The 23476-nt window shown below is 64.1% G+C and carries 18 protein-coding genes and 2 tRNA genes; 8 read left to right on the plus strand and 12 right to left on the minus strand.

Features of this window, described 5'->3' with window-relative positions; genetic code table 11:
• Window positions 1-107: 107 nt before the first annotated feature.
• The 3 genes from G4O04_01580 to G4O04_01590 form a co-directional block, all read right to left on the minus strand.
• Window positions 108-2069 carry a molybdopterin biosynthesis protein gene (locus G4O04_01580; protein HEY57231.1) on the minus strand — a complete coding sequence of 654 codons (1962 nt, stop codon included), beginning with the start codon at window positions 2067-2069 and terminating at the stop codon, window positions 108-110.
• Between the two features lie 97 nt (window positions 2070-2166).
• Window positions 2167-3405 carry a molybdopterin molybdenumtransferase MoeA gene (locus G4O04_01585; GenBank protein HEY57232.1) on the minus strand — a complete coding sequence of 413 codons (1239 nt, stop codon included), beginning with the start codon at window positions 3403-3405 and terminating at the stop codon, window positions 2167-2169.
• Between the two features lie 21 nt (window positions 3406-3426).
• Window positions 3427-4347, minus strand: a complete 921-nt coding sequence (locus tag G4O04_01590; GenBank protein ID HEY57233.1) for a hypothetical protein — start codon at window positions 4345-4347, stop codon at window positions 3427-3429.
• A 454-nt stretch (window positions 4348-4801) separates the two neighbouring features.
• Here G4O04_01590 and G4O04_01595 point away from each other — a divergent pair, with 454 nt between their 5' ends.
• Window positions 4802-5479: a response regulator transcription factor gene (locus G4O04_01595; protein ID HEY57234.1), complete on the plus strand. Its 678-nt coding sequence runs from the start codon at window positions 4802-4804 to the stop codon at window positions 5477-5479.
• Here G4O04_01595 and G4O04_01600 read toward each other — a convergent pair.
• Together G4O04_01600 and G4O04_01605 are read right to left on the minus strand one after the other, a co-directional pair.
• Window positions 5461-6714 carry a site-specific DNA-methyltransferase gene (locus G4O04_01600; protein ID HEY57235.1) on the minus strand — a complete coding sequence of 418 codons (1254 nt, stop codon included), beginning with the start codon at window positions 6712-6714 and terminating at the stop codon, window positions 5461-5463. The two genes, G4O04_01595 and G4O04_01600, sit on opposite strands and share 19 nt — an antisense overlap.
• 71 nt (window positions 6715-6785) lie before the next feature.
• Window positions 6786-6859 (minus strand) — tRNA-Val (locus G4O04_01605).
• Between the two features lie 309 nt (window positions 6860-7168).
• Here G4O04_01605 and G4O04_01610 point away from each other — a divergent pair.
• On the plus strand, window positions 7169-9526 hold the full coding sequence (locus G4O04_01610) for a PDZ domain-containing protein (protein ID HEY57236.1): 2358 nt from the start codon (window positions 7169-7171) through the stop codon (window positions 9524-9526).
• Window positions 9527-9589: 63 nt separating this feature from the next.
• Here G4O04_01610 and G4O04_01615 read toward each other — a convergent pair whose 3' ends face one another.
• Window positions 9590-10639: a hypothetical protein gene (locus G4O04_01615; GenBank protein HEY57237.1), complete on the minus strand. Its 1050-nt coding sequence runs from the start codon at window positions 10637-10639 to the stop codon at window positions 9590-9592.
• Window positions 10640-10848: 209 nt separating this feature from the next.
• Here G4O04_01615 and G4O04_01620 point away from each other — a divergent pair.
• Window positions 10849-10924, plus strand: a tRNA-Asn gene (locus tag G4O04_01620).
• A gap of 621 nt (window positions 10925-11545) precedes the next feature.
• On the opposite strand, the gene aroB is transcribed toward G4O04_01620, so the two are convergent.
• The 6 genes from aroB to G4O04_01650 all read right to left on the minus strand — a co-directional run bounded on the left by aroB (window position 11546) and on the right by G4O04_01650 (window position 18583).
• Window positions 11546-13114, minus strand: coding sequence for a 3-dehydroquinate synthase (gene aroB / locus G4O04_01625; protein ID HEY57238.1), 1569 nt, complete (start codon window positions 13112-13114; stop codon window positions 11546-11548).
• 48 nt (window positions 13115-13162) lie between these two features.
• Window positions 13163-14080, minus strand: coding sequence for a protein translocase subunit SecF (secF, locus tag G4O04_01630; protein ID HEY57239.1), 918 nt, complete (start codon window positions 14078-14080; stop codon window positions 13163-13165).
• A 13-nt stretch (window positions 14081-14093) separates the two neighbouring features.
• Entirely contained in the window at window positions 14094-15500 is a 1407-nt protein-coding gene (gene secD / locus G4O04_01635; GenBank protein HEY57240.1) for a protein translocase subunit SecD, read from the minus strand.
• An 80-nt stretch (window positions 15501-15580) separates the two neighbouring features.
• The gene (ssnA, locus tag G4O04_01640; GenBank protein ID HEY57241.1) at window positions 15581-16942 is read right to left on the minus strand and encodes a putative aminohydrolase SsnA; all 1362 of its coding nucleotides are present in this window, start codon (window positions 16940-16942) and stop codon (window positions 15581-15583) included.
• Window positions 16943-16963: 21 nt separating this feature from the next.
• A complete protein-coding gene (locus tag G4O04_01645; GenBank protein ID HEY57242.1) occupies window positions 16964-17935 on the minus strand; it encodes an LCP family protein in 972 nt (323 codons plus the stop codon).
• Between the two features lie 3 nt (window positions 17936-17938).
• Window positions 17939-18583: a hypothetical protein gene (locus tag G4O04_01650; GenBank protein HEY57243.1), complete on the minus strand. Its 645-nt coding sequence runs from the start codon at window positions 18581-18583 to the stop codon at window positions 17939-17941.
• 76 nt (window positions 18584-18659) lie between these two features.
• On the opposite strand from G4O04_01650, the gene moaC reads away from it, so the two are divergent.
• The 5 genes from moaC to rnc all read left to right on the plus strand — a co-directional run bounded on the left by moaC (window position 18660) and on the right by rnc (window position 23425).
• Complete coding sequence (moaC, locus tag G4O04_01655; protein HEY57244.1) at window positions 18660-19151, plus strand: cyclic pyranopterin monophosphate synthase MoaC; 492 nt, start codon at window positions 18660-18662, stop codon at window positions 19149-19151.
• Between the two features lie 44 nt (window positions 19152-19195).
• Window positions 19196-20188, plus strand: coding sequence for a hypothetical protein (locus G4O04_01660; GenBank protein ID HEY57245.1), 993 nt, complete (start codon window positions 19196-19198; stop codon window positions 20186-20188).
• An 8-nt stretch (window positions 20189-20196) separates the two neighbouring features.
• Window positions 20197-21288 carry a pyridoxal-phosphate dependent enzyme gene (locus tag G4O04_01665; GenBank protein ID HEY57246.1) on the plus strand — a complete coding sequence of 364 codons (1092 nt, stop codon included), beginning with the start codon at window positions 20197-20199 and terminating at the stop codon, window positions 21286-21288.
• Window positions 21289-21318: 30 nt separating this feature from the next.
• Window positions 21319-22563, plus strand: coding sequence for a beta-ketoacyl-ACP synthase II (gene fabF, locus G4O04_01670; GenBank protein ID HEY57247.1), 1245 nt, complete (start codon window positions 21319-21321; stop codon window positions 22561-22563).
• A gap of 151 nt (window positions 22564-22714) precedes the next feature.
• On the plus strand, window positions 22715-23425 hold the full coding sequence (rnc, locus tag G4O04_01675; GenBank protein HEY57248.1) for a ribonuclease III: 711 nt from the start codon (window positions 22715-22717) through the stop codon (window positions 23423-23425).
• The last annotated feature ends 51 nt before the right edge of the window (window positions 23426-23476 follow it).

A 23476-nucleotide genomic window follows, 5' to 3' on the forward strand; every position in this document is an offset into this window, starting at 1 on the left:
AGGCCGCCTGGGGCTCGAGGCCCAAAAGCCGCAACATGGCACACAACGAATCGGCCATGGCGCGATTGTCGTCCACCACCAACGCCTTTTTCGCCATCGGTCACTCCTCAAGGCAACTCGGCCACCAGCGTCCCCATCACATCCACATCGTAGCCCGGCAGCGCGGCCACGGCCCGGCGAAACTCGGCGTCGTAGAGCAACTCCAGCAACGGGGCCAGCAAAGGACTGTCGTAGAACGCGGCGAGGATGACCAGGTCATACCGCTCGGTAAACAACGACACGAAGTCCAGCCCCAACGCCTGGGCTGCCGCGGGGATGCCCAAACCGCAATCGGCGCGTCCGGCGGCCACGGCCGCGGCCACAGCGAGGTGCGTGTACTCTTCTTCATTGTACCCCTGGACCTGCTCCGGGGAAATCCCCAGACGGCTCAGGTGGTAATCCAAAAGCACCCGCGTCCCCGCGCCCCGCTGCCGGTTGACAAAAGTCACATCGGGCCGGGCTAAATCTTCCAGGGAGCGGATGTTCTTGGGGTTGCCAGGCTGCACCATGAGCCCCTGCTGCCGCCCCACCAGCGCCACCACCTTGACCGGCACATCGGGCAAATAGCGGCGGATGTACGCCAGGTTGTACTCACCGCTCTCCGGGTCCAGCAGGTGGCTCCCTGCCAGGTGGGCCTCACCACGCCTCAGCGCCACCAGGCCGCCCAAACTCCCCACATTGGCCGAGACCAGCCGCCGCCCCCGTTGCGCCAGAAACTGGATCATCAGGTCAAGACTGACATCATGGGACCCGATGGCAAACAGCGTGTTCTCCAGTTCCTGCGGGGGGGTGTAAAGGCGCACGGTGACCTCGGTGCCTGCCTCGTAGCCTTGCAATCCCCGGGGCACGACCACAATGCCGTCAGCCCGGACCAGCGAGGTGATCAGCCCGGCCCCGCGGGCCAGGGGCGCGGCCAGCCAGCGTTCTCCCACCCGGCCCACCACCACGCGCACATAATCGTCATCGCCGGCAGGCGAGGCCAGTTTGCGGGTCAGATGGGCACGGAGGACAGGCGGCCGGTGAGGCGTGCGCCCCAGCCAGCGGGCCAGCAACGGCTCGACGAAAATCTCCCCGGTGAGGGCCGCCGAGGCCGGATAACCCGGCACGCCCACCACCGGCACCCAGCGCTTACCCGCCTGGATGAGCCCCAAAATCACCGGGTGGCCGGGCCGCACGGCCACACCGTGCACCAGCAGGCGTCCCAGGCTTTCCACCACCCGCGCGGTGAAGTCCTCCGAGCCCGCCGACGAGCCGGCGTTGACCAACACCAAATCATGAGTGCGCGCCGCCTCGGCCACCCGCGAACGGATAAGGTCAAAGTCGTCGACGCTGATGGGGTAGCGAGTTGGCTCCCCACCCCACTGGCGCACCTGCGCAGCCAGCACCACCGAGTTGTACTCGATGATGTCGCCGGGTTTGGGTTCCTGGCCGATAGGCACCAACTCGGTCCCTGTGGGCAAGATGGCTACTCTGGGTTTGCGGGCCACCGGCACCTCGGTATACCCGGCTCCGGCCAGGGCCCCCAGGTCCACCGGGCGCAACACCCGGCCGGCGGGGAGCACCAACTGAGTGGCCACGATATCCTCGCCGATAGGCCGCACATGCTGCCAGGGTCGGGCAGCCGCGCGGATGCGCAATCGGGCCGGATGGCGCGGGTCGGCCGCCAGGCCGTCCGCCTCGTCCAGCGGCTCCACCTGTTCGATGGGGATCACCGCGTTGGCCCAAATCGGGATGGGGTCGCCGGTGTCCACATACACCGCCTGCTCACCGTAGATCAGCATCAACGGTCGGGTGGGCATGGCGCCAAAAGTGTCGGTGGCGCGCACGGCAAAACCATCCATGGCCGCGGCATGGTAGTGGGGCGAGGAAATCCTGGCCCAAATCGGCTCGGCCAACACCCGGCCTACCGCCCGTTCGTCCAGGGAAATACGCTCGACGCCTAAAGGACCGTCCAGGCCCACTTCGCGCAGCGCTTCCCAGAAGCGGCGCTTGGCTTCGTCCAGCGGGATGTCGTGAAGATAGACGCTCATAAGGGCTCCGAAGTGTCAGGTATTCCAGTATCAGGTGTCAGGTGTTTACGAAGCCTTGCTCCAGCGACTCTGAACCTCCTCTGCGTTCTCTGCGCCTTCAAATTACCTCCAACACCACCTCAGCCCACTCCCCGGCAGCGATGCCCGTCGCATCGGCCGGCACTTTGAGCAGGCCGTCCGCCTCCACCAGGCGGAAAATGAGGTTGGACTTGTAGAAAATCGGCTCGGCCTCCCATCCCTCAAGCGTAGCCCGCAGCCGCACCGGCCACCAGTCCTCTCGGCCGGCCTCCGAGGGCAGATTGACCGTCACCCGCGCCCGCACCACAGGCCTGGGACGAAGCACGCGGAGGCCCAACAACCGCTCCAGCGCCGGGCGCACGAACAAATCGGTGTTCACCAAAGCGCTCACCGGGTTCCCCGGCAAACCGATGACTGGCTTCCCGTCGGCCACGGCCAAAATGGTGGGCCGTCCAGGCTTGGTCGCCACGCCGTGCACCAGCACGCCGGGCTCGCCCAGGGCATCCAACACCTCGGCGGTCATGTCGCGCACCGACGCCGAGGAGCCTGCCGTGACCACCACCAGGTCACACTCAGCCAACGCCCGGCGGGCCGCGTCTTCCAGCGCCTCCCGTCGGTCGGGGAGAATGCCATAAGTCACCGGTTCACCGCCCCAACGACGCACCTGGGCGCTCAGGGTATAGGTGTTCACATCCCGCACCTGACCAGGGCCCGGCATGGCCTCCGGGGGGACCACTTCGTCCCCCGTGGACAGGATACCCACCCGGGGTTTCCGGACCACGGAGACCTGCACCACCCCCAGGGCCATCAATCCCCCGATCTCGGCGGCCCGCAACCGGGCCCCCTGGGGGATGACCACCTCGCCCTGGGCCACATCCTCACCTAAGGCGATCACATTGTCCCCCACGGCCACCGGACGCAGCACCTCCACTTCGCCCTCCCGCGCCTGCTGGGTGTACTCCACCATTACCACGGCATCGGCCCCCTCGGGCAGCATGCCTCCGGTGTGAATCAACGCCGCCTGCCCAGGCCCCACGCGGAAGGTTGCCGCCGCGCCCATGGGCACCTCCCCCATCACGGTCAGATAGGCCGGGAGCGACTCCGAGGCCCCGTAAGTATCGGCCGCCCGCACCGCAAAACCGTCCACGGCCGAGCGCGGGAAGGGGGGCATGGGGTGCGACGCCGTGATGGGCTCGGCGGTCACCCGGCCCAACGCCTGAGCCGTGGGCACCCTCTCGGAGGGCAAACGGTGGGTAAGGTGCGGCAGCCAGCGTTGCCGCGCCTCTTCCGGGGGCAGCAAGTGCAAAAATTCGGGCATCCCGTCCTCCCAAACCAGGTTTCAATGCAACCAAAACCCCAAAGCCAACAAATACACCGTCAGGGCAAAGGTGGCCGCCGACAGCCGACGCAACCCGCTCCACAAGGGCTTCTGCCCCTGAGCCATGCGTTCCAACAGCCAAACCTCTCCCATGGCAGGGAACAGCGCCAACATCGCCGGCGCCCCCACCTCCCATGGCCACCCCACGAGCAAATCCAGCGCCAAAAACAGAAAGGCGCTTGCCAAAAAGAGATGGTGCAACATCAACCCACGCTGCCAGTCCACCCGCTGGAGAAGGTTACGCACCCCGTGACGCCGATCCCAGGCATAAGCGGGGAACTCACGGGCCAGTTGCACGGCCAGGTAAAGCGACATCAGGGGCACCAGAGCGAGACCCAAAAAGCGATGCCAGGCCCCCCATTGCAAAATGAACCCTGCCCAAGGGATGAGCCCCCCCATCGCCAACGCTGCGGCCCATTCGCCGTACCCGCTCACGGCCAGGCGCAGGGGTGGGATCGCGTAGAACACCCCCAGGCCGGTGAGCAAAGCCAGGGTAAACAGCGCCAGCCAGGGCGCACCCAACCATACCAGCGCGCTCAAAGTGACCACCTGGGCGACCAGCAGGGCCAACGCCGCCCACAACGCCCGACGGCGGCCCGCCTCAGCGGCGCTCCAGGGCCCCTCCGGCGGGCTCTCATAACCCCGGGGGAGGGGCGTGGCAAACGCCTCGCTGAGAAAAAGCACCAACAACTGGCTCCACCAAACGCTCAGCAACCCCAACCAAAATCTGTTTCCCTCCACATCCCGGAGGAAATGCGCCATGCCGGCCCCTAACGCATAGGTCAACGCGCCCTCCACGAAGAACCAGGGGGCCAGCCAGGACAACCATACCCGCCAGGTGGCTGGGTGGCGCGTGGCATTCGATTCCGACAAGCGGGTCATCCAGATCTCCCTTTCTCAAACAGGCACCAGGGGTGCGTCTCTCATTTTACCGTAACTTTCGGCAGGCGTGCGGTGCCCTGGCCTAAGCCGCGTTGAAGGCCTGGCACCGCTTGCTTCGCTGTGCCCAGCGGGGCCATCCCGGAGCCAGATCTCCGGAAGCCAAAGCGGCACGAGCATGCCGCACTCCCAAAAACCCAAAAACATTTTCACCGTTGGGCAACAACCTCGCGTACGCCCGCCGTCATCCATGACCTGGCGTGATTTTGAAACGATTCGATTAACCTCTTTGTTTTAACATCCGCACTGCCCTTTGCGAAAACCGGGCAACATGGGTATAATGAACCCGTCTCCCATCCATGGATGAGCCGCAAGGCGGGGCCAGGGAAAAGGGAAGCGAGGCCACGGCAGCAGGAGCCTGTCCGTGGGGTCTGGCGTAAATTGCTGAGGGGTATGCATGGAAAACGGCAAGGATGTTTCAGGACGCATTCTGTGGATTGAAGGCCGAAGGGCAACGGTGCCCCCCTTTGTGGCCGCCGTGCGTCGCAAGGGGTACGAGGTCCACACCGTCCCCAGCGGGCAAAAAGCCCTGGCTGCCATGGCGTCCTTTCGCCCGCACCTGATCGTGCTTTATGCCGCTTCCTTTGCCAGCAGCGGTATACGCATTTCACGCCGGCTGCGCGAGGCCGCCCCCGACATCCCTCAACTCCTCATCCTGGGCGAAAAAGCGACGATCAATGGCAATCCCCCGGCCGACATCATCCTCCATCTCCCCTTCACGGCGCGCAAACTGCTCAATCGCATCTGCCGCCTGTTGCCCACAGATGGTCGGCGCATCCTGCGCGTTGGCCCCATCACCCTGGATGTGGACAACCGGCGGGTGCAATGCCTGGACAAGGACAGCCGACTGACCCCCCGCATGAGCGAACTGTTGCAAGTGCTGCTGGAAAATCCGGGCGTTCCCCTGCGCCGCGATGAGTTGTTCGCCAAGGTGTGGAAGACCGATTACACCGCCGATACCCGAACCCTGGATGTGCACATCTCCTGGCTGCGGCGCGCCATCGAACCCGATCCCAGCCACCCCCGCTTCATCAAAACCGTGCGTGGGATCGGCTATCAGTTAGACATCGATTGAAGCCAACGCAGTTCCTGACCGTCGCGCAACACCACCCGCACCGCCACGGTGCGGGTTTTCGTTTCCCCTTCGGGGAAAGGCAATATCCTGGGGAGGGGCTCCACCCCACGGAAAGGGCGCACTCCCTGGATCTGGCTGCGAAACACCTGCCCATCGTAATCCGGATCCACCTCCCAGGTTTCCACCGCCGCCCAATTGGGGGAGCGCAACGCAAGACCCTGGGCCGTCCTCTGCACCCCCCATCCCTGCGGAGGCTCAGGCGTCGGAACGGGGACCTGCCCCACACGCCACACCACAAAAGGCGGGGCCCCTGCCAGCACCAGTCGCTGGGCGGCGATATGAATGGCCCGCCACGAAGCATCCACGCCCACAAAACGGCGACCCAGGCGAGCCGCCACCACCGCCGTCGTCCCTGACCCCAGGAACACATCCCCTATCCAATCCCCCTCGTGCGACGAAGCCCGCAACACGCGCTCCACCAGAGCCTCCGGCTTCTGGGTCGGGTAGCCCGTCCGTTCCTTGTGCAACCGTGCCACCACCGGGAAATACCACCAGTCTTCGGGCACCTTGCCGCGTTTCAGGTCGGGCACCTTGCCAAAACCCGCCTTGGACGAGGCTTTGAAGGTCTCCACGGTGTTGGGATGATAGGGCACCCGTACTGCATCGGCGTTGAAGAAGTAATCGTCGCCCTTGGTATAGGCCAGGATGGTGTCGTGTTTGCGGTTGAAGGCCCGGCGAATGGGTGAAGGGCCATGATAGACCCACACGATTTCGTTCAATAGGCGCCTGGGGCCGAACAACTCGTCAAGCAACACGCGCACATAGGGCGCGGCGTGCCAGTCGAGATGGACATATAAGGTACCGTTGGGCGCCAGCAGGCGATACATAGCCTGTAAACGGGGCCACAGGAACGCCAGATAAGCGTCCAGGTCGGGCCATCGATCCGCATACCCTTCGGCCAGTTGCCAGGTTTCCGGCCGCCGCGAATCTTCGCCCCGGCCGACGCGCACAGCGTAACGTTTGTTGGTGAAAAATGGGGGATCAGTATAAATCAGCGGCACCCCCTGAGGAAACCGCTCAGCCAAAGCGCGCATCACGGCCAGGTTATCCCCCTGGATGAGCCACCCTCGCGGCTCGCCTGCCTGCTGTTGGGGATGCACAATCCGGTCCAGCACCAACGGCGCAGGCGAGGCTTCGGGCAAGGTTTCCTTTTCGCGAAATTGCAAAACGGGCATGGGCAAAGTTTACCATAGCGCTTCGTGCAGGTTTAAACACACAAGGGCCCTCTGAAGGGCCCAGGGCACAGTGGGCGGGACAGGACTTGAACCTGCGGCCTCTTCCTTGTAAGGGAAGTGCTCTAACCAGCTGAGCTACCCGCCCGCGCGCGAAATTATACCACAAGGGCGGTTGCCCCTTCTTGTCGCGGGAACGCGCAGGCAGGGTTTTCCTGGCAGCGCTTCCGGCGAAGCGCTGCCCTCAGGCTACCGCCGGACAAAACCGGCTATAATAAAAACCTCATCCTGTGCTCAAGGAGGAACCACCATGCGGGCATTCTTTCGCCTTTCTCTCGCCTTGATGCTGGGGGCTCTGCTGAGCCTGGTGGGTTGTAACGCAGCCACGCCGACACCTACAATGGTTGCCCAAACCTAACCCACCACGCCTACCCCTGCCCCCACGCCTCCGCCCAGCGTGGTCAAAGTCATCGGCACCTTTACTTACACCAACGACATCATCACCACCTACTATGTCGAGCACGCCGTGGCCCTGGTAGATATGTACGGCTTCATTATCCGCGACCAGGAATGGGAAATCCCGGTTACCTCGCAGGTGTTGGGCTACCTGAAACTCGACCCCGACAAAGAAAAAGGCACCTTCTTCGTCGAGCTGCCCGCCCAACCCGAAGGTCACTTTGCCGATGTGGACCACGACGGGAAAGAGGAAACCGGGGTTCAGGTGTTTGCCGTATCGTACTGGCCCAACCTGACGGGCGGCCCGTACTCGGTGGGCGACGATCGCTCCTACGGATGGCCCGTATATCTGGCATCCGTGCTTACGGACGAGGAGAACCACAACGAAGTCATCGGCGGGAAACTGATCGTCTGGGCGCCCGACGACCAGCAATCTTTCCCGGTAGGTTTTGGGGATGACGGCCTGCTCTTTACCGACGATGACCCCGTCAAACCCATCCCAGCCGGCTATACCGTGGTGGATCTGGATCAGGAGCCTTTTGCCTTCATCCGCCAACCTGAAGTCGAACTGACCCTTTACGAACCCAAATCCGCGGCCATCAAGGATTTCTCCGACCTATCCTACACGGAAGCCTTCGACCGGATGTTCGACTTTGCCCGGAAGAACTACGCCTTCAACGACATCCAGGGTAAAGCGCCTGATTGGGACGCTCTTTATACCGAACTGAAGCCGCGCGTTGAAGAGGCCGAAAAGCAAGAGGGCGCCGCCGCCTTTGCCCTAGCCCTCCGGGATTTCACCTGGGCCTTCAAAGACGGCCATGTTGGCATGAGTTGGACCCAGGACCTGTACAACCAGTTTCTGGCGGACACCGAGGGGGGCTATGGGTTCGCCATCCGCGAAACAGACGATGGGCGGTTCCTTGTCGTGTTTTTGCTTCCCGACGGGCCAGCCGCGCAAGCCGGCGTCCAAAAAGGTGCCGTGGTCACCGAGTTCAACGGCAAGCCCATTGAAGAGGCGTTGGCCGAGGTGAAACCCTGGTCCATGCCTTTTTCCACGGATTGGGCGCTGCGCTATCAGCAAGCCCGTTACCTGCTACGGGCCAAACCGGGTATGGAGGCCACAGTCACCTTCATCAATCCCGGCGAAGACGCCCCCCAGACCGTCACCCTGACCGCCATCGCCGAGCGCAACAGTTTTGCCTACACCTCCATTTACCATAACGCCCCCGAAAAGACCTACCTGCCCGTGAACTATCGGGTACTCGACTCCGGCGTGGGCTACATTCGCCTCAGCAGCAACTACGATGACCTAAACCTGATCATCCGCCTGTTCGAGCGCGCGCTCAAAGAGTTCCAGAAAGACGAGGTACCCGGAATCATCATTGACATGCGCTTCAATTCCGGTGGCGCTCCTCTGGGCCTGGCGGGTTTCTTCACCGACCAGGAAATTCCGCTCGGCCAACTGGAATACTACAACGAAAAGACCGGCCAATTCGAGGCCGAGGGCCCGCCCGACAAAATCCTCCCCAACGAACACCAATACCGATTCGACAAACTAGCCGTCCTGGTCGGGCCGGGTTGCTATAGCGCCTGCGAGATCGAGGCCTACGGCTTCAGCCAGGGGCCCGGCGCCATCGTAGTCGGGCAGTTCCCCACCTCCGGCACCGAAGCCGAGGTTTCGCGCGGCCAGATCAAGATGCCCGAGGGCATCTCCATGCAAATCCCCACCGGGCGCTTCGTGCTCCCCGACGGTTCGCTCTTCCTTGAGGGCCAGGGCGTCCAGCCCACGCTGCGGGTCCCGCGCAACGAACAAACCCTGCTCACCGACGAAGACGTGGTGCTTAAGGTGGCCGAAGCGTCCATCCTCAGGCCCTTGGGCGCCGGCATCACGCCCTCGGGACCGCCAGAAATCGTCAGCCCAGACAAAGCCGAAAGCATCCTCCTCAGCGGTGTGGACTTCCTGGAAGACAAGGCTCGCGAGAAGCCCTCACCAGAAGATTTCGCCAAGCCGGGCGTGGTGACTTACACCGTACCCATCAACCGCCCAGAGAAACCCATCGTGTGGGCGTACGGATGGTGCGCCACGGACCAGAGCACCCTGGAGGACAACTTCCAGCACATTCAACTCGCTTTCGTCCTGGACGACCAAGAAATTTCCCACGACCTGCTTTCCACCTACAAGTACCAGACGCGCGACGGACTGGCCTGCCACCTGGTTTACGCCGTCCTGCAAAACTGGCCAGCCGGCGAACACCATCTTCGGATTACGGCCACCTTCACCGCGCCCATCAACGACGGTCAGGACGACTACCCTGCAGGAGACTACATCCTGGAGTACAATGTGTTCGTCAAGCCATAAGAGTTCTGCCAAAAAAGCCCCCGCTCGGCTAAGCGGGGGCTTTTTATTTGCACCGTACACTCCTCAGGGGACACTGACCGAAGCGGTAAAGTTCCAGAACCAGTTGTAGGCGTAATACCCCGTGGTGGAACTTTGTAAGCGAATGGCGATCCGCGTCTGCCCGGCCAGCCCTGGCGGAATGGTGAAGGTGGTACTGCTCAGGTTGCCGCTGGCATCGGTGGTGACCGTGTCCACCACCCATCCCCCAATGCCCAGAGTGCCAAAGTAGTTCATCGTCACCATGTAAGTATCATTGGGTGGAAAGTTGTGGGGTTTGATGGTCACCGAAGTATCCCGCACTACATCGGATACATAGAAATACGGATATCCCGGCCAGGGGAGCACCACGCTTGAGCCCCCACTGGTGCCTCCTGAAGTTGTGTTGTTCCAGAACCAGTTGTAGGCGTAGTAACCCGAGGTTGGGCTTTCCAGACGGATGGCGATTTTCGTGCGCCCGGCCAAAGCCGCAGGGATGTTGAATGTGGTCTTGCTCAGGTTGCCGCCGGCGTCCGTGGTCACGGTGTCCACCTCAATGCCGCCGATGCTCAGGGTGCCGTACTCGCCCATGAGCACCTTGTAGGTATCGTTTGGCGTGAAGTTGTGCGGGTCAATGGTCACTGAAGTATCCTGAACCACCGTGGTGATGTAGAAATACGGATAACCCGTATAGCCCGGAATGCTGACTACTGTGTTGTTCCAAAACCAGTTGTAGGCGTAATACCCCGTGGTCGGGCTCTGTAAACGAATGGCGATCCGCGTCTGCCCGGCCAACCCGGCGGGGATGTTGAAAGTGGTCTTGCTCAGCGTCCCGCTGGCGTCCGTGGTGACCGTATCAACCACCCAACCACCAACCCCGTAGGTGCCGTAGTAGTTCATGGTCACCGAAAAGGTGTCGTTGGGAGGAAAGTTGTATGGCGAAATGGTCACACTGGTATCCGCCACCACAGAGGAAATGTAAAAATACGGATACCCTGTATAACTCGGGGTTGCTCCCTGAGCCAGGGGTCCCACACCGCCCAGGGCCACCGAGAGGGCGATGACCCCGGCCAACACGAAACGCCACCATCGCTTCATGATTCACCCTCCTTTGTATTGCCAAGAGCACCCATTGCTAATTTCAGGATACACGAAAGACGGGAAAACTGCAACAGGTGTCCAAAGCGGTGCCCATAGCGATCCTGACAGGCAGGCCCAGGGAAGTCGCCAACGCAGCCCCCAAACTCAAAAAGCCGCGCGGCGATAACTTGACACATTCGGGCGAACCTTTTATAATCCAGGCGCGTTCCTCGGTAGCTCAATCGGCAGAGCGGGCGGCTGTTAACCGCTAGGTTGCAGGTTCGAGTCCTGCCCGAGGAGCCAACGAAGCGGGCCAAGTGGCCCGCTTCGGCTTTTTTGGGCGATGGTTACCGCTTGTCCAGGGAGAGATGCAGCGTCTCAGGCGGCATATCTCACGGATGCAACCACCCCAACACCGCCCAGGTGATGCCCAATCCGGCCAACGCGCTGGCGGCCAACTGGCCATGGTATGCTTTTTGCGATACAGACGCGCCCAGGCCACCAGGGGCAAGGCCAGATACATCACGGCAGTCCCCCGTCCAAAGGCATAGACCAGCAGGATGGCAAACCCGCTCACGCTGACCATGTGCAGGCTGGTTTTCCAGAAGCTGGAAATGGTGAACATGGTGACTCCCAGCGCCACATAGACCAAGGCCAACGCCCAAACCAGCCGAGGCGCCCCACCCCACAGGAGCAGCACCAGCACAATACAGCATGGGCAACCCGGTGAGGATGAGAAAGGTCAATACAGCCCAGCCCACGCCACGCCATCCGCCGGCCTTCCACCCAATCAGGGGAAAGACCTACACGGAGAGCATGGAACTGTCAAAGAACACGGAAACCCAACGGGCCAAAGCAGAAGCGTGCATGATGTTCTTCTCCTGAGCCGTGATGTGATGATAAAATCTGAGCGACGATATACGGTCAGGATAAGGCCGCCTCAGCCAGGACATCTGCGGAAACTCGCTGCCCCCAGCGAACCTCCCCCACGCCGCAAGGTAAGGCAAAGCGCACCTCGCCAGCCCGACGCTTTTTGTCGCGGGATAGAAAAGCGATCACCTGGTCCCGATCCAGCCCCTGGGGCACTGCGGTAGGCAGGCCCAGCCCGGCCAACACGGCCTGCAAACGGTCGGCCCAGCCTGGCGCGGCCAGACCCAATTGCTCGGCCAGACGCGCCTCGATCACCAACCCGATGGACACGGCTTCGCCATGCCGCAACCCATAGCCTGCCGCAGCCTCCAGGGCATGGCCCACGGTGTGCCCCGCGTTCAGGACGGCACGGATGCCCCGCTCAAAGGGGTCTTCGGTCACAATCCGCACCTTGACGGCCAGGGCCCGCCGCACCACTTCTTCACGCCGTTCCTGCACCGCCGCCATCCCCTGCGCCAACAAGGCCCAAAGCGCAGGATCGCCGATGACGGCGTGCTTGACCACCTCGGCCAGCCCACTCCGCCACTCCGCGTCCGGCAAGGTCTCCAGGGCCGTGGGGTCCACCAACACCAGGCGCGGGGGATGAAAGGCGCCCACCAGGTTCTTCCCCTGGGGCAGGTCAATCGCCGTCTTGCCGCCCACCGAGGCGTCCACCATGGCCAGGAGCGAAGTGGSCAGGTTCACCCAGGGGATGCCACGCATGAACGTGGCCGCGGCGAACCCCGTCAGGTCCCCCACCACGCCGCCGCCCAGGGCCACGACCAGACTGTGGCGGTCCAGGCCACGCTCTAACAAAAAATCCCACACTTGCGTAAGGGTGGCCAGGGACTTGGTGCTTTCGCCAGGGGGCAAGGTCAGGAGATGGACGGCAAACCCGGCGCGGCGCAGGGCATCGGCCACAGGATCAGCATACAGGGCGGCAACCTGCTCATCGGTGACCAGGGCCACGGCGGGCCGCTCAGGGAAGCGGGCGGCCAGTTCCCGGCCCACCTGAGTCAGCCCCCCGACGCGCACCAGCACCTCGGAAGGCTGTTCGCGCATCTTCTGTCGAAAGATGCCGGCCTGGATTTGTGCCTGCCAGGCCACCTCGGCGGGGTTCAGTGTGTCCACCGTCACCCGGCGCGCAAAGGAGGCGTAATGGGCCGCCCGTGCGGCCAACAGGCGGCGCAATGCCCCCTCATCCTCCCCAGGCAACAGGGGACGCCCGCCACGCTGGGCCTTCACCCGCTGCGCCAGCGTCTCTGGAGAGGCTTGCAGCAGCACCACCGGGCCGTGGGCCTCCACCAAACGCCGCGAGGGGGCGTGGAGCAGGGCACCCCCTCCCAGGGCCAGCACCGCCCCTGGGGTTCCGGCATAGGCTTCGACGAGGTCCTGCAGGGTTTGGGCCTCCAGGGCGCGGAAGCCCTTTTCCCCCTGGCGCTGAAAAATAGCCGGGATGGGCATCCCCGCCCGCGCCTCAATGGCGCGATCCACATCCACCAAAGGCCATTCGAGCCGGGCGGCCAGATGACGTCCCACTGTGCTTTTGCCCACCCCCGGCGGGCCGTAGAGAAAGATCAGCATGGCGTCGCTCCAAAAGCCACGGCCCGGCAAGGGCCGGGCCGTGGAAGGTCATGCAGCGGCTTCGCCCGGCTTACGCCGGAACCAGGTACGCCATTCGCGGTTCTCCCAGATGACCAGGATGGGCGCCGCGTTAAGAATGGAGGAGTAGGTACCGCTGAAGATACCCACCAGAAGGATGATCACGAAATGGCGGATGGTCACGCCACCGAAGAGGGCCAGGGCCAGCAGGGTAAGCATCACCGTCAACTGGGTGTTGATCGAGCGGTCCAGGGTCTGGACGATGGAGTGGTTGACCAGGGTTTCATATTCCAGCCCCCGGTAAATGCGGGAGTTTTCCCGAATGCGGTCGAAGACCACGATGGAGTCGTGCACAGAGAAGCCAATGACGGTGAGCAGAGCGGTGAGGAACATGGCATCGGCCTCCCAGCCCAGGAAGTGCCCCAACATGGCCTCCACCCCCAGGGTGACCGCCACATCGTGCAACATGGCCAGAATGGCGGCCACGCCGTAGCGGAAGGCGTTGGGCACCCCCCGGAAGGCGTAGGTCAGGTAGAGCAAAATGGCCAGGGCCGAGAGCGCCACGGCCCCGGCAGCACGGGTGGCCACCTCTTTCCCCACCGAGGGGCCAACATGGATGAACCGGCGCACCTCCACCTGGTCGTTGAAGCGCTTCTCCATCTCGGCCACCACCTGATTGGCCTTGGCTTCGTCGATGGGCTTGGAGCGCACGATGACCGAGTTGTCCACCGAGGTTTGCACCACCGGGTCGCCGATGCCCAGGTCGGTGTAGAGGGCAATGACCTCGGCTGGCTGAGGCGCCTGGTGGGCGAAACGAACCTCCAGCAGACTGCCGCCCGTGAAGTCAATAGCCAACGGCAGGCCCCAGAGGGCCAGAGCCAGCATCCCCGGAATGATGACCAGGAACGAAAGCAGCAGGAACCAGTAACGTTTGCCGACGATATTCATTTGGGCCTCCGCGTTAGATACCGAACCACTTGGGGTGCTCGGCAAACTTGATGCGATCCAGCAAGGTGTGGAGATAGACGCGGGTCACCGTAATGGCGGTGAACAGGGAGACCCCCACACCCAGCGCCAGGGTGAAGGCGAAGCCTTTCACCAGGCTGGCGCCATAGGCGTTGCCGAACCAGTACAAAATGGCCGTGGTGATCAGGGTGGAGATGTTGGCATCCCGAATGGACGGCCAGGCTCGATGCCAGCCCAAATCAATGGCGTTGATCAGCGCATGGCCGGCGCGCAACTCTTCCTTCATGCGCTCAAAAATGAGGATGTTCGCATCCACGGCCATGCCGATACTCAAGATGAACGCGGCGATCCCCGGCAGCGTCAGGGTCACCGGGATCCACTTGAACAGAGCCAGGGAGAACAAGGCGTAGGTGATCAACGCGATGTCGGCCACCAGGCCCGGCAAGCGGTAGTAGAGGGCCATGAACAGCAACACGATCCCCAGGCCGATCAACCCGGCGACCAAAGAGCGCTGCAGGGAGTCCTCACCCAGGGTGGGGCCAATGGTGCGGCTCTCGGCCACCTTCAGCGGGATGGGCAGGGAGCCGTACCGCAGTTGGATGGCCAGATCGTTGGCCGACTCGTAGGTGAAGTTACCGCTGATCACGCCGCGACCATCGGTGATGGGCTCACGGACCACGGGCGCGGAGATGATGGTCTTATCCAGGGCGATACCCAGATACTCGCCCACATGCTTGCTGGTGAAGTCGCCGAAAATCTTGGCCCCTTCGTCGGTGAGCACAAAGGCGATCTGATAGCCCTTTCCCACCTGATCCGCCTGCACGGTCACGCTTTTCAGCGCCGCACCGGTCATCACCGTGTGATACACCTTGGGCTGAGGCGTAGGCGAGGGCAGGGCCGTGGCTTCGCCGGTCAGCGTGGCCTGGGGGGGCGCCGTAGGCGTGGGAGTGGCCGGGGTCGCCGTCCCACCCAGGTCGGTCTGGACCACTGTTCCCGGGGGCAGGTATTCCTTCCCCAACGCCACGAACTCCAACACGCCCGTCTTGCGGATGGTGCTCAGCGCCCGTTCGGGGTCCGTTTCGCCCGGGATTTCGACCACGATGCGGCAGTTTTCCGCCAGTTGCACCACCGCCTCGGACACGCCCAAGGCGTTGACGCGCTTCTCCACGATGACGCGGGCGGTGGTCATTGCCTCGGGGTCCACCTGGTCACAAGGCATATCCGCTTCCAAAAGCGCCTGAACGCCTCCACGCAGGTCCAGGCCGAGGTGGAAGTCCAGCGGACGGTCGTAGTTGATGTTTCCCCAGTGAATGTGGATTCCCGGGTTGTTCGGCCACACAATCCAGGCCGAAAAAGCGGTGAGGAGCAAGATCGGGATCAGCCAGCGTCGATATTTTTCCATCAATGAAGCCTCCCAATAAGCATCGCCTGCGCGAGGCGCAGGACGGAGGGATTATACCACCATCCCCTCTCTCGCATCTTTCAATGAGGCACGAAAGGGCGATAGGCCTCCCACACCTGGGGGGCCTTTTCGCGGGCGCGGGCGGCGATGGCTTCCTCGTCCAGGGTGAGCAAGGCCCCGTCGCGCATCAACACCCGGCCGGCGACGATGGTGGTCGTGATCTGCCGCTCGTAGGCACCAAAGAGGAGGTGCCAGGGCAGGTTCTCAGGGGTGACCGGCGTGTGGGGATGCCAGTCCACGAAGATCAAATCGGCCGCGGCGCCCCTGGTGAGCCGGCCCAACGAAACTCCGGGGAAATATCGCTCGGCCAGCGCCCGATTGTTCTCCACGGCGATGCGCATCACGGTGTTACCGTCCATGCGCCGGGGATCGCCAGCGGCCAGTTTAGGCAACAGGTACGCAAAACGCATCTCTTCCCACATGGCGTGGGGGAACCCATCGGTGCCCAGCACCACCCTGACGCCCAGGCGCAACATCTCTTCCACGCGGGCCGCGCCCACGGCGTTGTTCATGTTCGAGCGAGGCTGGTGGCTCAGCCAGGTGCCCGTCTCGGCCAGGTGAAGCATTTCGCGGGCGTCGATGTGCACGCCATGGGCCACGATGGTGCCCTCGCCAAGGATGCCATGGCGGCTCAGGCGGTCGGCCGCCCGCTCCCCGGTGCGCCGGAGGCTGTCGTCCTCGTCGGCCGGATGCTCCGCCAGGTGAATGTGGAAACCTACCTCGGGCGGGCAGGCCTCGCGGGCCGCGGCCAGGGTGTCCTCGTCCAACGTCAGGCTGGCGTGCAGGCCAAAGGTGGCCGCCAGACGCTGCTGAGGCGTACCATAGGCGGGGTCGCGGCGCACACGCTCGGCGAAGCGGCGATTTTCCTCAATGGCCGTCCGGGCTTTGGCTTTGCCGTAGCGGTCGGTGACCTCATAGGCCAGCACCGCCCGTACGCCAGCCCGTTGCACCACCTCGGCGATCACATCCAGCGAGCCTTCCAGCGCGTTGGGCGAGGCGTGATGATCGAAAAGCGTGGTCACGCCGTTGCGGATGGCGTCCACCAGCATCACCTCCGCCGAGAGGCGCACAGCCTCCTCGTCCAACGCCTGGTCCAGGGGCCACCACAGGCGCTGCAGGATCTCGGGGAAATCCTTCGGCGCCGGGCCGGGAATGGCCATCCCCCGGGCAAAAGCGCCGTAAAAATGCGTGTGCGCACAGATTTGCCCCGGCATCACCCACTGGCCGCGGGCATCTAGCCGTTCCTCTGCGGGGTAACGGGCCTCCATCTCGGCACTGGGCCCCAAATCGGTAATGATCCCATCCCGCACAAGCAAAGCGTGGTCGGGCAACAACCGCCGCTCCTCGTCCCAGGTGACCAACATCGCATGGGTCACTAACATCCGTCTCCTCCTCCGTTGAGATTAGGGGGAACCAGGGCCCTCCAGGGCCTGCCGAATCCAATCTACATAGGCATCGTCCCACACTACCACGGAAGCCACATGAGGCTCCCGCCCGATGAAAACCCAATCCATAGTGGGCCGAACCAAATCCGTGGGTACGGGAAGGACCTCCGGGGTCCGGCCCGCGGCCACAAAGGCTCCGTAGAAGCACAACAACCGGGCCACATCCTCCGCGGGGATGTCGGTAAGCACGGCGGAGCGCAGCGTTGCCACAATCTGGGGCAATTGCGTGAAGGTCTCCGGATCGGCCAGACTGCGCAGAATCCCCTGAATCACCCACCCCTGCCGTTCGGCCCGAACGAAACCCGGACGATCCATCCGCGCCCGAGCCAGGGCCAGGGCCTGGCGGCCGTCCAGAAGGTAATGTCCCGGCTCAAAGTGGGCGCCGGAGGCCCGATCATGAATGGCATAGGGGATATCCACCGGGATGCCGCCGATGGCGTTGATGGCGTTGACGAAGGCCCGGAAGCCCCGTAAATCCACGGCCACATATCGGTCCACAGGCACCTTGAAATTGTAGGCGACGGTGTCTGCCATCAGACGCACACCCCCACTCAGGGCCCCCCCGCCGCTCATCAGGGGCGTCCCCAGGAAGTAGGCCGAGGTGAGTTTGATGGGGCTGGGATAGGCGCTATCCCAAGGCAGGTCCACATAGAGATCGCGGGGCAAGGGCACCACCACCAGGCGCAGGTGGGCAAAATCCACTCGCACCAGGCGGATGGCGTCCCCCATGCCAAAACGGAAGGTGGGCGAAACGCCCAGCACCAAAAAGGTCATCTGCGCCGGGGCGTGACAGAATCCCGTGACATCCACGGCTTTGGGAAGCGGGGTTGGCGTGACGGAGCCCTGGGCCGCACCCCCCGCGCCAGGGAAGGCCAGTGTAGTCAGCACAATCACGAACATCACCCCAGGCCACCACAGTTTGCCCCTCACAGGTCACTCCTCCGGGGTCGGCGTGGGCGGGAACCACACCGGGAAAATATAACGCAACAGTGGGCGTACCTCTTCGGGCACCGTCCCCTCCAACACCCGACCATCGGGCAAAAAGTAGGCAAAGGCTAAGCGCACCACGCCGCGCAGGCTGCCCAAAGGTTTGCCATAGCATACCACGGCTTTCTCTTGCTGGCGCTCCGGCAAGGGCGCGCAGGCCAACTGCATCCCGTTGATGCGCACCTTGAGCGCAGCGGGGTAGCGGGCGTGAAAGAAGACATAGCGCAACACGCGGTCGCCACCGCGGTCCACCCAGGCCCAACCCCGCAAACAGAGGTCGGTGGACGCCGCCGTGCACTCGCCCAAGAAAAAGACCGGCTCCGGCGTCACGGTGGGAGTGAAGGCCACCTTGGGCGACGGCTGGGGGAACGGCGAAGCAACCGGGCCAGGCCAGGGCGTTGGTGAAGCCGCCACCGACGCCCTGGCCGTCCATAGTCGGGTAGGCGAGGGCGCGGCCCAAGAGACCGTGGGCGCCGCAGTGGGTGCGGCTGTGGGCGCAGCGCGGGTCACACACCCCGCCGCGATCCCCAACACCACCGCCCATACAAGCCGCCACCAGCCCCGGGCCATCCGTGCGCGTCGTCCATCCATGCCGCCTCCACTCCCTTCGGGTCGCCCAGGGTTCATTTTACCCCGCTTTCCCCCTCGTTTCGGCTATAATAGGCCTATGAGTCCCAAAACGCACCATCAACTCACCCATCTGGACGAAAAAGGTCGGGCCCGGATGGTGGATGTAGGCTACAAGCCCGACACCGAGCGCGCGGCGGTGGCTAAGGGCGAGGTCCACATGCGCCTCGAAACCCTGGCCCTCATCCGCCAGGGTGCGCTGAAAAAAGGCGATGTGCTCACCGTGGCCGAAATCGCCGGGGTGATGGCCGCCAAGCGCACCAGCGACCTCATCCCCCTGTGCCATCCGCTGCCGCTCACCCAGGTGACCGTGGAGATCGCCCTGCGTGACGACCTCCCCGGCGTGGAGATCACCGCCACGGCCCGCACGGTAGGGAAAACCGGTGTGGAGATGGAAGCCCTGACCGCCGTCAGTGTGGCCGCCCTCACCGTTTACGACATGGCGAAGGCCGTGGAGAAGACTATGCGCATCACCAACATCCGCCTGGTGCGCAAGAGCGGCGGTCTGAGCGGCGATGTGGTCAACGAATAACCCTGCCACCCTGCCTCAATCTTTCCAGCCCCGAGGTAAAGCCTATGCCTCTTTATCGCCTTCTGTTTTTCGCCACGCTGCGTGAAGCCAGCGGCACCAAAGCCACCGAGATCGAACTGCCCTCCCCGGCCACCGTGGCCGACCTGAAGCAGGCCCTGGTGCAACGCTTTCCCAATCTGGCGCCTCATCTTGACAACACCATCGTGGCCTTCAACTACGCTTACGCTTTTGACGAAGATACGCTGCCCGAAGAAGGCGGCGAAGTGGCCCTGTTCCCGCCGGTCAGCGGCGGCAGCGACGAGGAGACGACGCAGGATACAATCCGGATTACCGTCATTTTCTTCGCCGCCTTGCGCGCCATTACCGGCCACAGTCGCCTGACGCTGGAACTCCCCAAAGGCAGCACGGTGGGCGACCTCAAGCGCCTGCTATTGGAACGCTGGCCAGACCTCAAACTTTCCCTCGACGGCATCGTGGTCTCCATTGGGGAACACACGGCCGAAGACGAGGAAGTGTTGCCCGACGGCGCTCAGGTGGGTTTGTTCCACCCCATCGCCGGGGGAAGCGAGGCGGAGGAAGAAGAACCGCCTACCGTGTGCCTGGTACTAGGAGGCGAACTGGATACCGACGCCCTCATCGCCCGCATCGTGCGCCCGACCACCGGGGCCGTGGTGTCCTTCACCGGCGTGGTGCGCGCCATCACCCGCCGGGGCAAGCCGCACGAAACGGTGCGCCTGGAATACGAAGCTTACCGCCCCATGGCCGAGGCCAAGATGCGGCAAATCGCCGGGGAAATCCGCGCCCGCTGGCCCGAGGTGGAGGGCATCGCTTTGGTGCAGCGTATCGGCGTCCTGCCCCCTGGAACGCCGACCACCTTCGTGGCCTGCGCCGCCCCGCACCGCAACACCGGCGTCTTTGAGGCCGCCCGCTACGGCATCAACCGACTGAAAGAAATCGTTCCCGTCTGGAAAAAGGAAGTCGGACCCGACGGCGAAACCTGGGTCGAGGGGCACTATCACCCCCAACGCGGTGACTGAGGAGGACCATGCTACCCTGGAAATGCAGCAACTGCGGCGAACCCTACCCTGAGGAGGCGTTGCCCTACCGTTGTCCCCGCTGCGGAGGCGTGTTCGACCGCGCCCTGCCCCTGCGCTACGACCCAGGGGCCATCGACACCCGGCAGCCCGGCCTGTGGCGGTTCGCCCCCCTTTGGGGTTGGGCGGCCGACATCAAACCGGTTTCCCTGGGCGAGGGCAACACGCCCCTGATGTGGACCCAGGGCTTTGACCGGCAGGTGGCGCTGAAACTGGAGTACCTCAACCCCACCGGGTCGCACAAGGACCGGGGCACCGCTCCCCTGGTAGCGCTCCTCAAAGACTGGGGCGTCAACGAGGCCTTGGAGGATTCCTCGGGCAACGCCGGGGCCTCTTTTGCCGCTTATGCAGCCCGGGCGGGCATCCACGCCCGAGTCTTCGTTCCGGCTTATGCTTCGGGCCCCAAACGCGCGCAAATGGCGGCTTATGGCGCCGAAGTGATCCCCGTGGAAGGGCCACGCTCGCGGGCGGCCGAGGCCGTGCGCCAGGCCGCCCAGGCCGGCGCCGTGTATGCCAGCCACGCCCATCTACCCTTCGGCCTGGACGGCTTTGCCACCATCGCCTGGGAACTGGCCGAGCAGATGGACACGCCGCCGGGTACCATCGTCGCGCCGGTGGGCCAGGGCAGCCTGCTCCTGGGCATCGCCCGCGGCGCCGAGGCCCTGGTGCGCGCCGGGGTGTGGCCCAAGATACCCCTGCTGGTCGGTGTTCAGGCGCTGGCCTGCGCGCCCCTCTACGCCCTGGCCCGCGGCGGCCGCGAGGCCCTGGCCTGGGTCACCGAAGGCGAAACCCTGGCCGAGGGCGTGCGCATCCTGCGACCGGTGTGGGGCGACGCCTTGATGGATTTCCTGAGCCGGACCCCCGGCGCTTTCGTCGCTGTGGAAGAGGAGGCCATTTGCCAGGGCCGTGAGGAACTGGCCCACCGGGGCTTCTATGTGGAGCCCACCTCGGCCATCGTGTGGGACGCCTTAGCCCAGATCGCCTCCTGGGCGCCGGAGCCCATCGTGCTCATCCTCACCGGCCACGGCCTCAAAGCCTCCTGAAACACCCCCCACCTCACGGAGAGAGCCTTTATGACTCACGAACGCATCGTCATCACCGGCATGGGGACCGTCAATCCGGTGGGCCATTCGGTCCAGGAAACCTGGGAAAATATCCTCGCCGGCGTTTCCGGCGTGGGGCCCATCACCCTGTTCGACGCCAGCGACATCCCGGTGCGCATCGCCGCCGAAGTCAAAGCCTTTGACCCTGAAGCCTTTGGCCTCTCGCGCAAAGACGCCCGCCGGATGAGCCGCAACCAGTTGTTCGCCCTGGCCGCCGCCCGTGAGGCCATCGCCCAGGCCGGGCTGGACGCCGACCGGCTGAATCCGGAGCGCATCGGTGTGCTGGTCTCTTCGGCCATCGGCGGGCTGGAAGCCATTGAGGCCAACATCCGAACCATGATCACCACCGGGCCGCGGCGGGTCAGCCCCATGGTGATCCCCATGCTCATGCCCAACGGCGCGGCCGGGCTTACCGCCATGCGCTATGGCTTCCAGGGGCCCGCGCTGTCCATCGATTCCGCCTGCGCCACGGGCATCGATAGTCTGGGGATCGCCTGGTATCTCATCAAAGCCGGCGTGATCGATGTAGCCGTCGCCGGCGGCACCGAAGCCACCATCACGCAATCGGGCGTGGTGGCCTTCGACCGCACCGGGGCCATGTCACGACGCAACGAGGATTACCAGCACACCCCCCGCCCCTTCGACAAGAACCGCGACGGGCTGGTCATGGGCGAGGGGGCCGGGGTGCTGGTCATCGAGCGCGAAAGCCACGCAAAGGCCCGCGGGGCCGAAATCCTGGCCGAACTGGCCGGTTACGCCGCCACGGCCGACGCCTACCACATCACCTCCCCGCACCCCGAAGGCGACGGCGCCATGCGCGCCATCCGCGACGCCCTGGCCTCGGCCGGCGAGCCGCCGGAGGCCGTGGACCACATCAGCGCCCACGGCACGGGAACCCAACTCAACGACGCCATCGAAACCAAGGCCATCAAGCGCGCCCTGGGCGAGCACGCCTACCGCGTGCCCATCTCCTCCACCAAATCCATGACCGGCCATATGATGGGCGCCACCGGCGGCCTGGAGACCATTTTCTGCGTTCAGGCCATCCAGGAGGGTGTGGTGCCGCCCACCATCAACTACGAGACCCCCGACCCAGAATGCGACCTGGACTATGTACCCAACGAACCGCGCGAGGTGCCGGTTCGGGTGGCCCTGAACAACGCCTTTGGCTTCGGCGGCCACAACGCCGTGATCGTGGTGCGGCGCTATGAGTAGGCCCCATCGAGTATAATTGCCGCTGTTCGGGCCCTGGGGCCGTCCCCTGTCCCAGGGCCCTCACCCGCATCCTGAACCCATGGAGCCCCAGCGCCCCACCCCACTCCGTTGGGTCGCTGGTGCTCCCTGAGTTCCTCAGGGAGGTCGCGCTATGCTCTCACCCCAACGCCAGGGGGAAACACCCTATGACTTTGCCCGCCGCCTGGGATTGACCTTCAAGGATCCACGCCTGCTCGTGCGGGCCTTGACCCACCGCTCCTACCTCAACGAGCATCCCGAAGCCCTGGAAGACAACGAGCGCCTGGAATTTCTGGGCGACGCGGTGCTCGACTTTCTGGTGGGCGAATGGCTGTACCACCACTTCCCCGAAATGCCCGAAGGCGACCTGACGCGATTGCGGGCGGCCTTGGTGTGCCGCGACCAACTGGCGGCCTTCGCCCACCAAATCGAGCTGCATCGGGCGCTGCTCCTGGGCCACGGCGAAGAGGCCAACGGCGGGCGCAACCGCCCCACCACCCTTTCGGCGGCCTTTGAGGCCCTGGTAGGGGCCCTCTACCTGGATCAGGGCATCGAAGCCGTGCGTCGCTTCCTCCTGCCTTTGCTCGAACCAGCCATGGAGCGCATTCTGGAAGCCCGCCTGGACGAGGACCCCAAGAGCCGCCTGCAGGAATGGGCCCAGGCCCAGGGCTACCGCGCGCCTACCTACCACATCCTGGAGGTGCGCGGCCCGGACCATGCCCGCGAATTCGACATCGAGGTCCGCATCGAGGGTCAACCCTACGGGCGGGGAAAAGGCCCTTCCAAGCGGGAGGCCAGCAAATCCGCCGCAGCGGATGCCCTGCGCAAACTGGGGCTGGCTTGAAAAAACGCGCGCTGATTTTGGCGGCAAAGCCGCCAAAATCAGCGCACTCAT

Source organism: Anaerolineae bacterium (genome assembly GCA_011176535.1).
In the GTDB taxonomy this organism is placed as follows: domain Bacteria; phylum Chloroflexota; class Anaerolineae; order Anaerolineales; family DRMV01; genus DUEP01.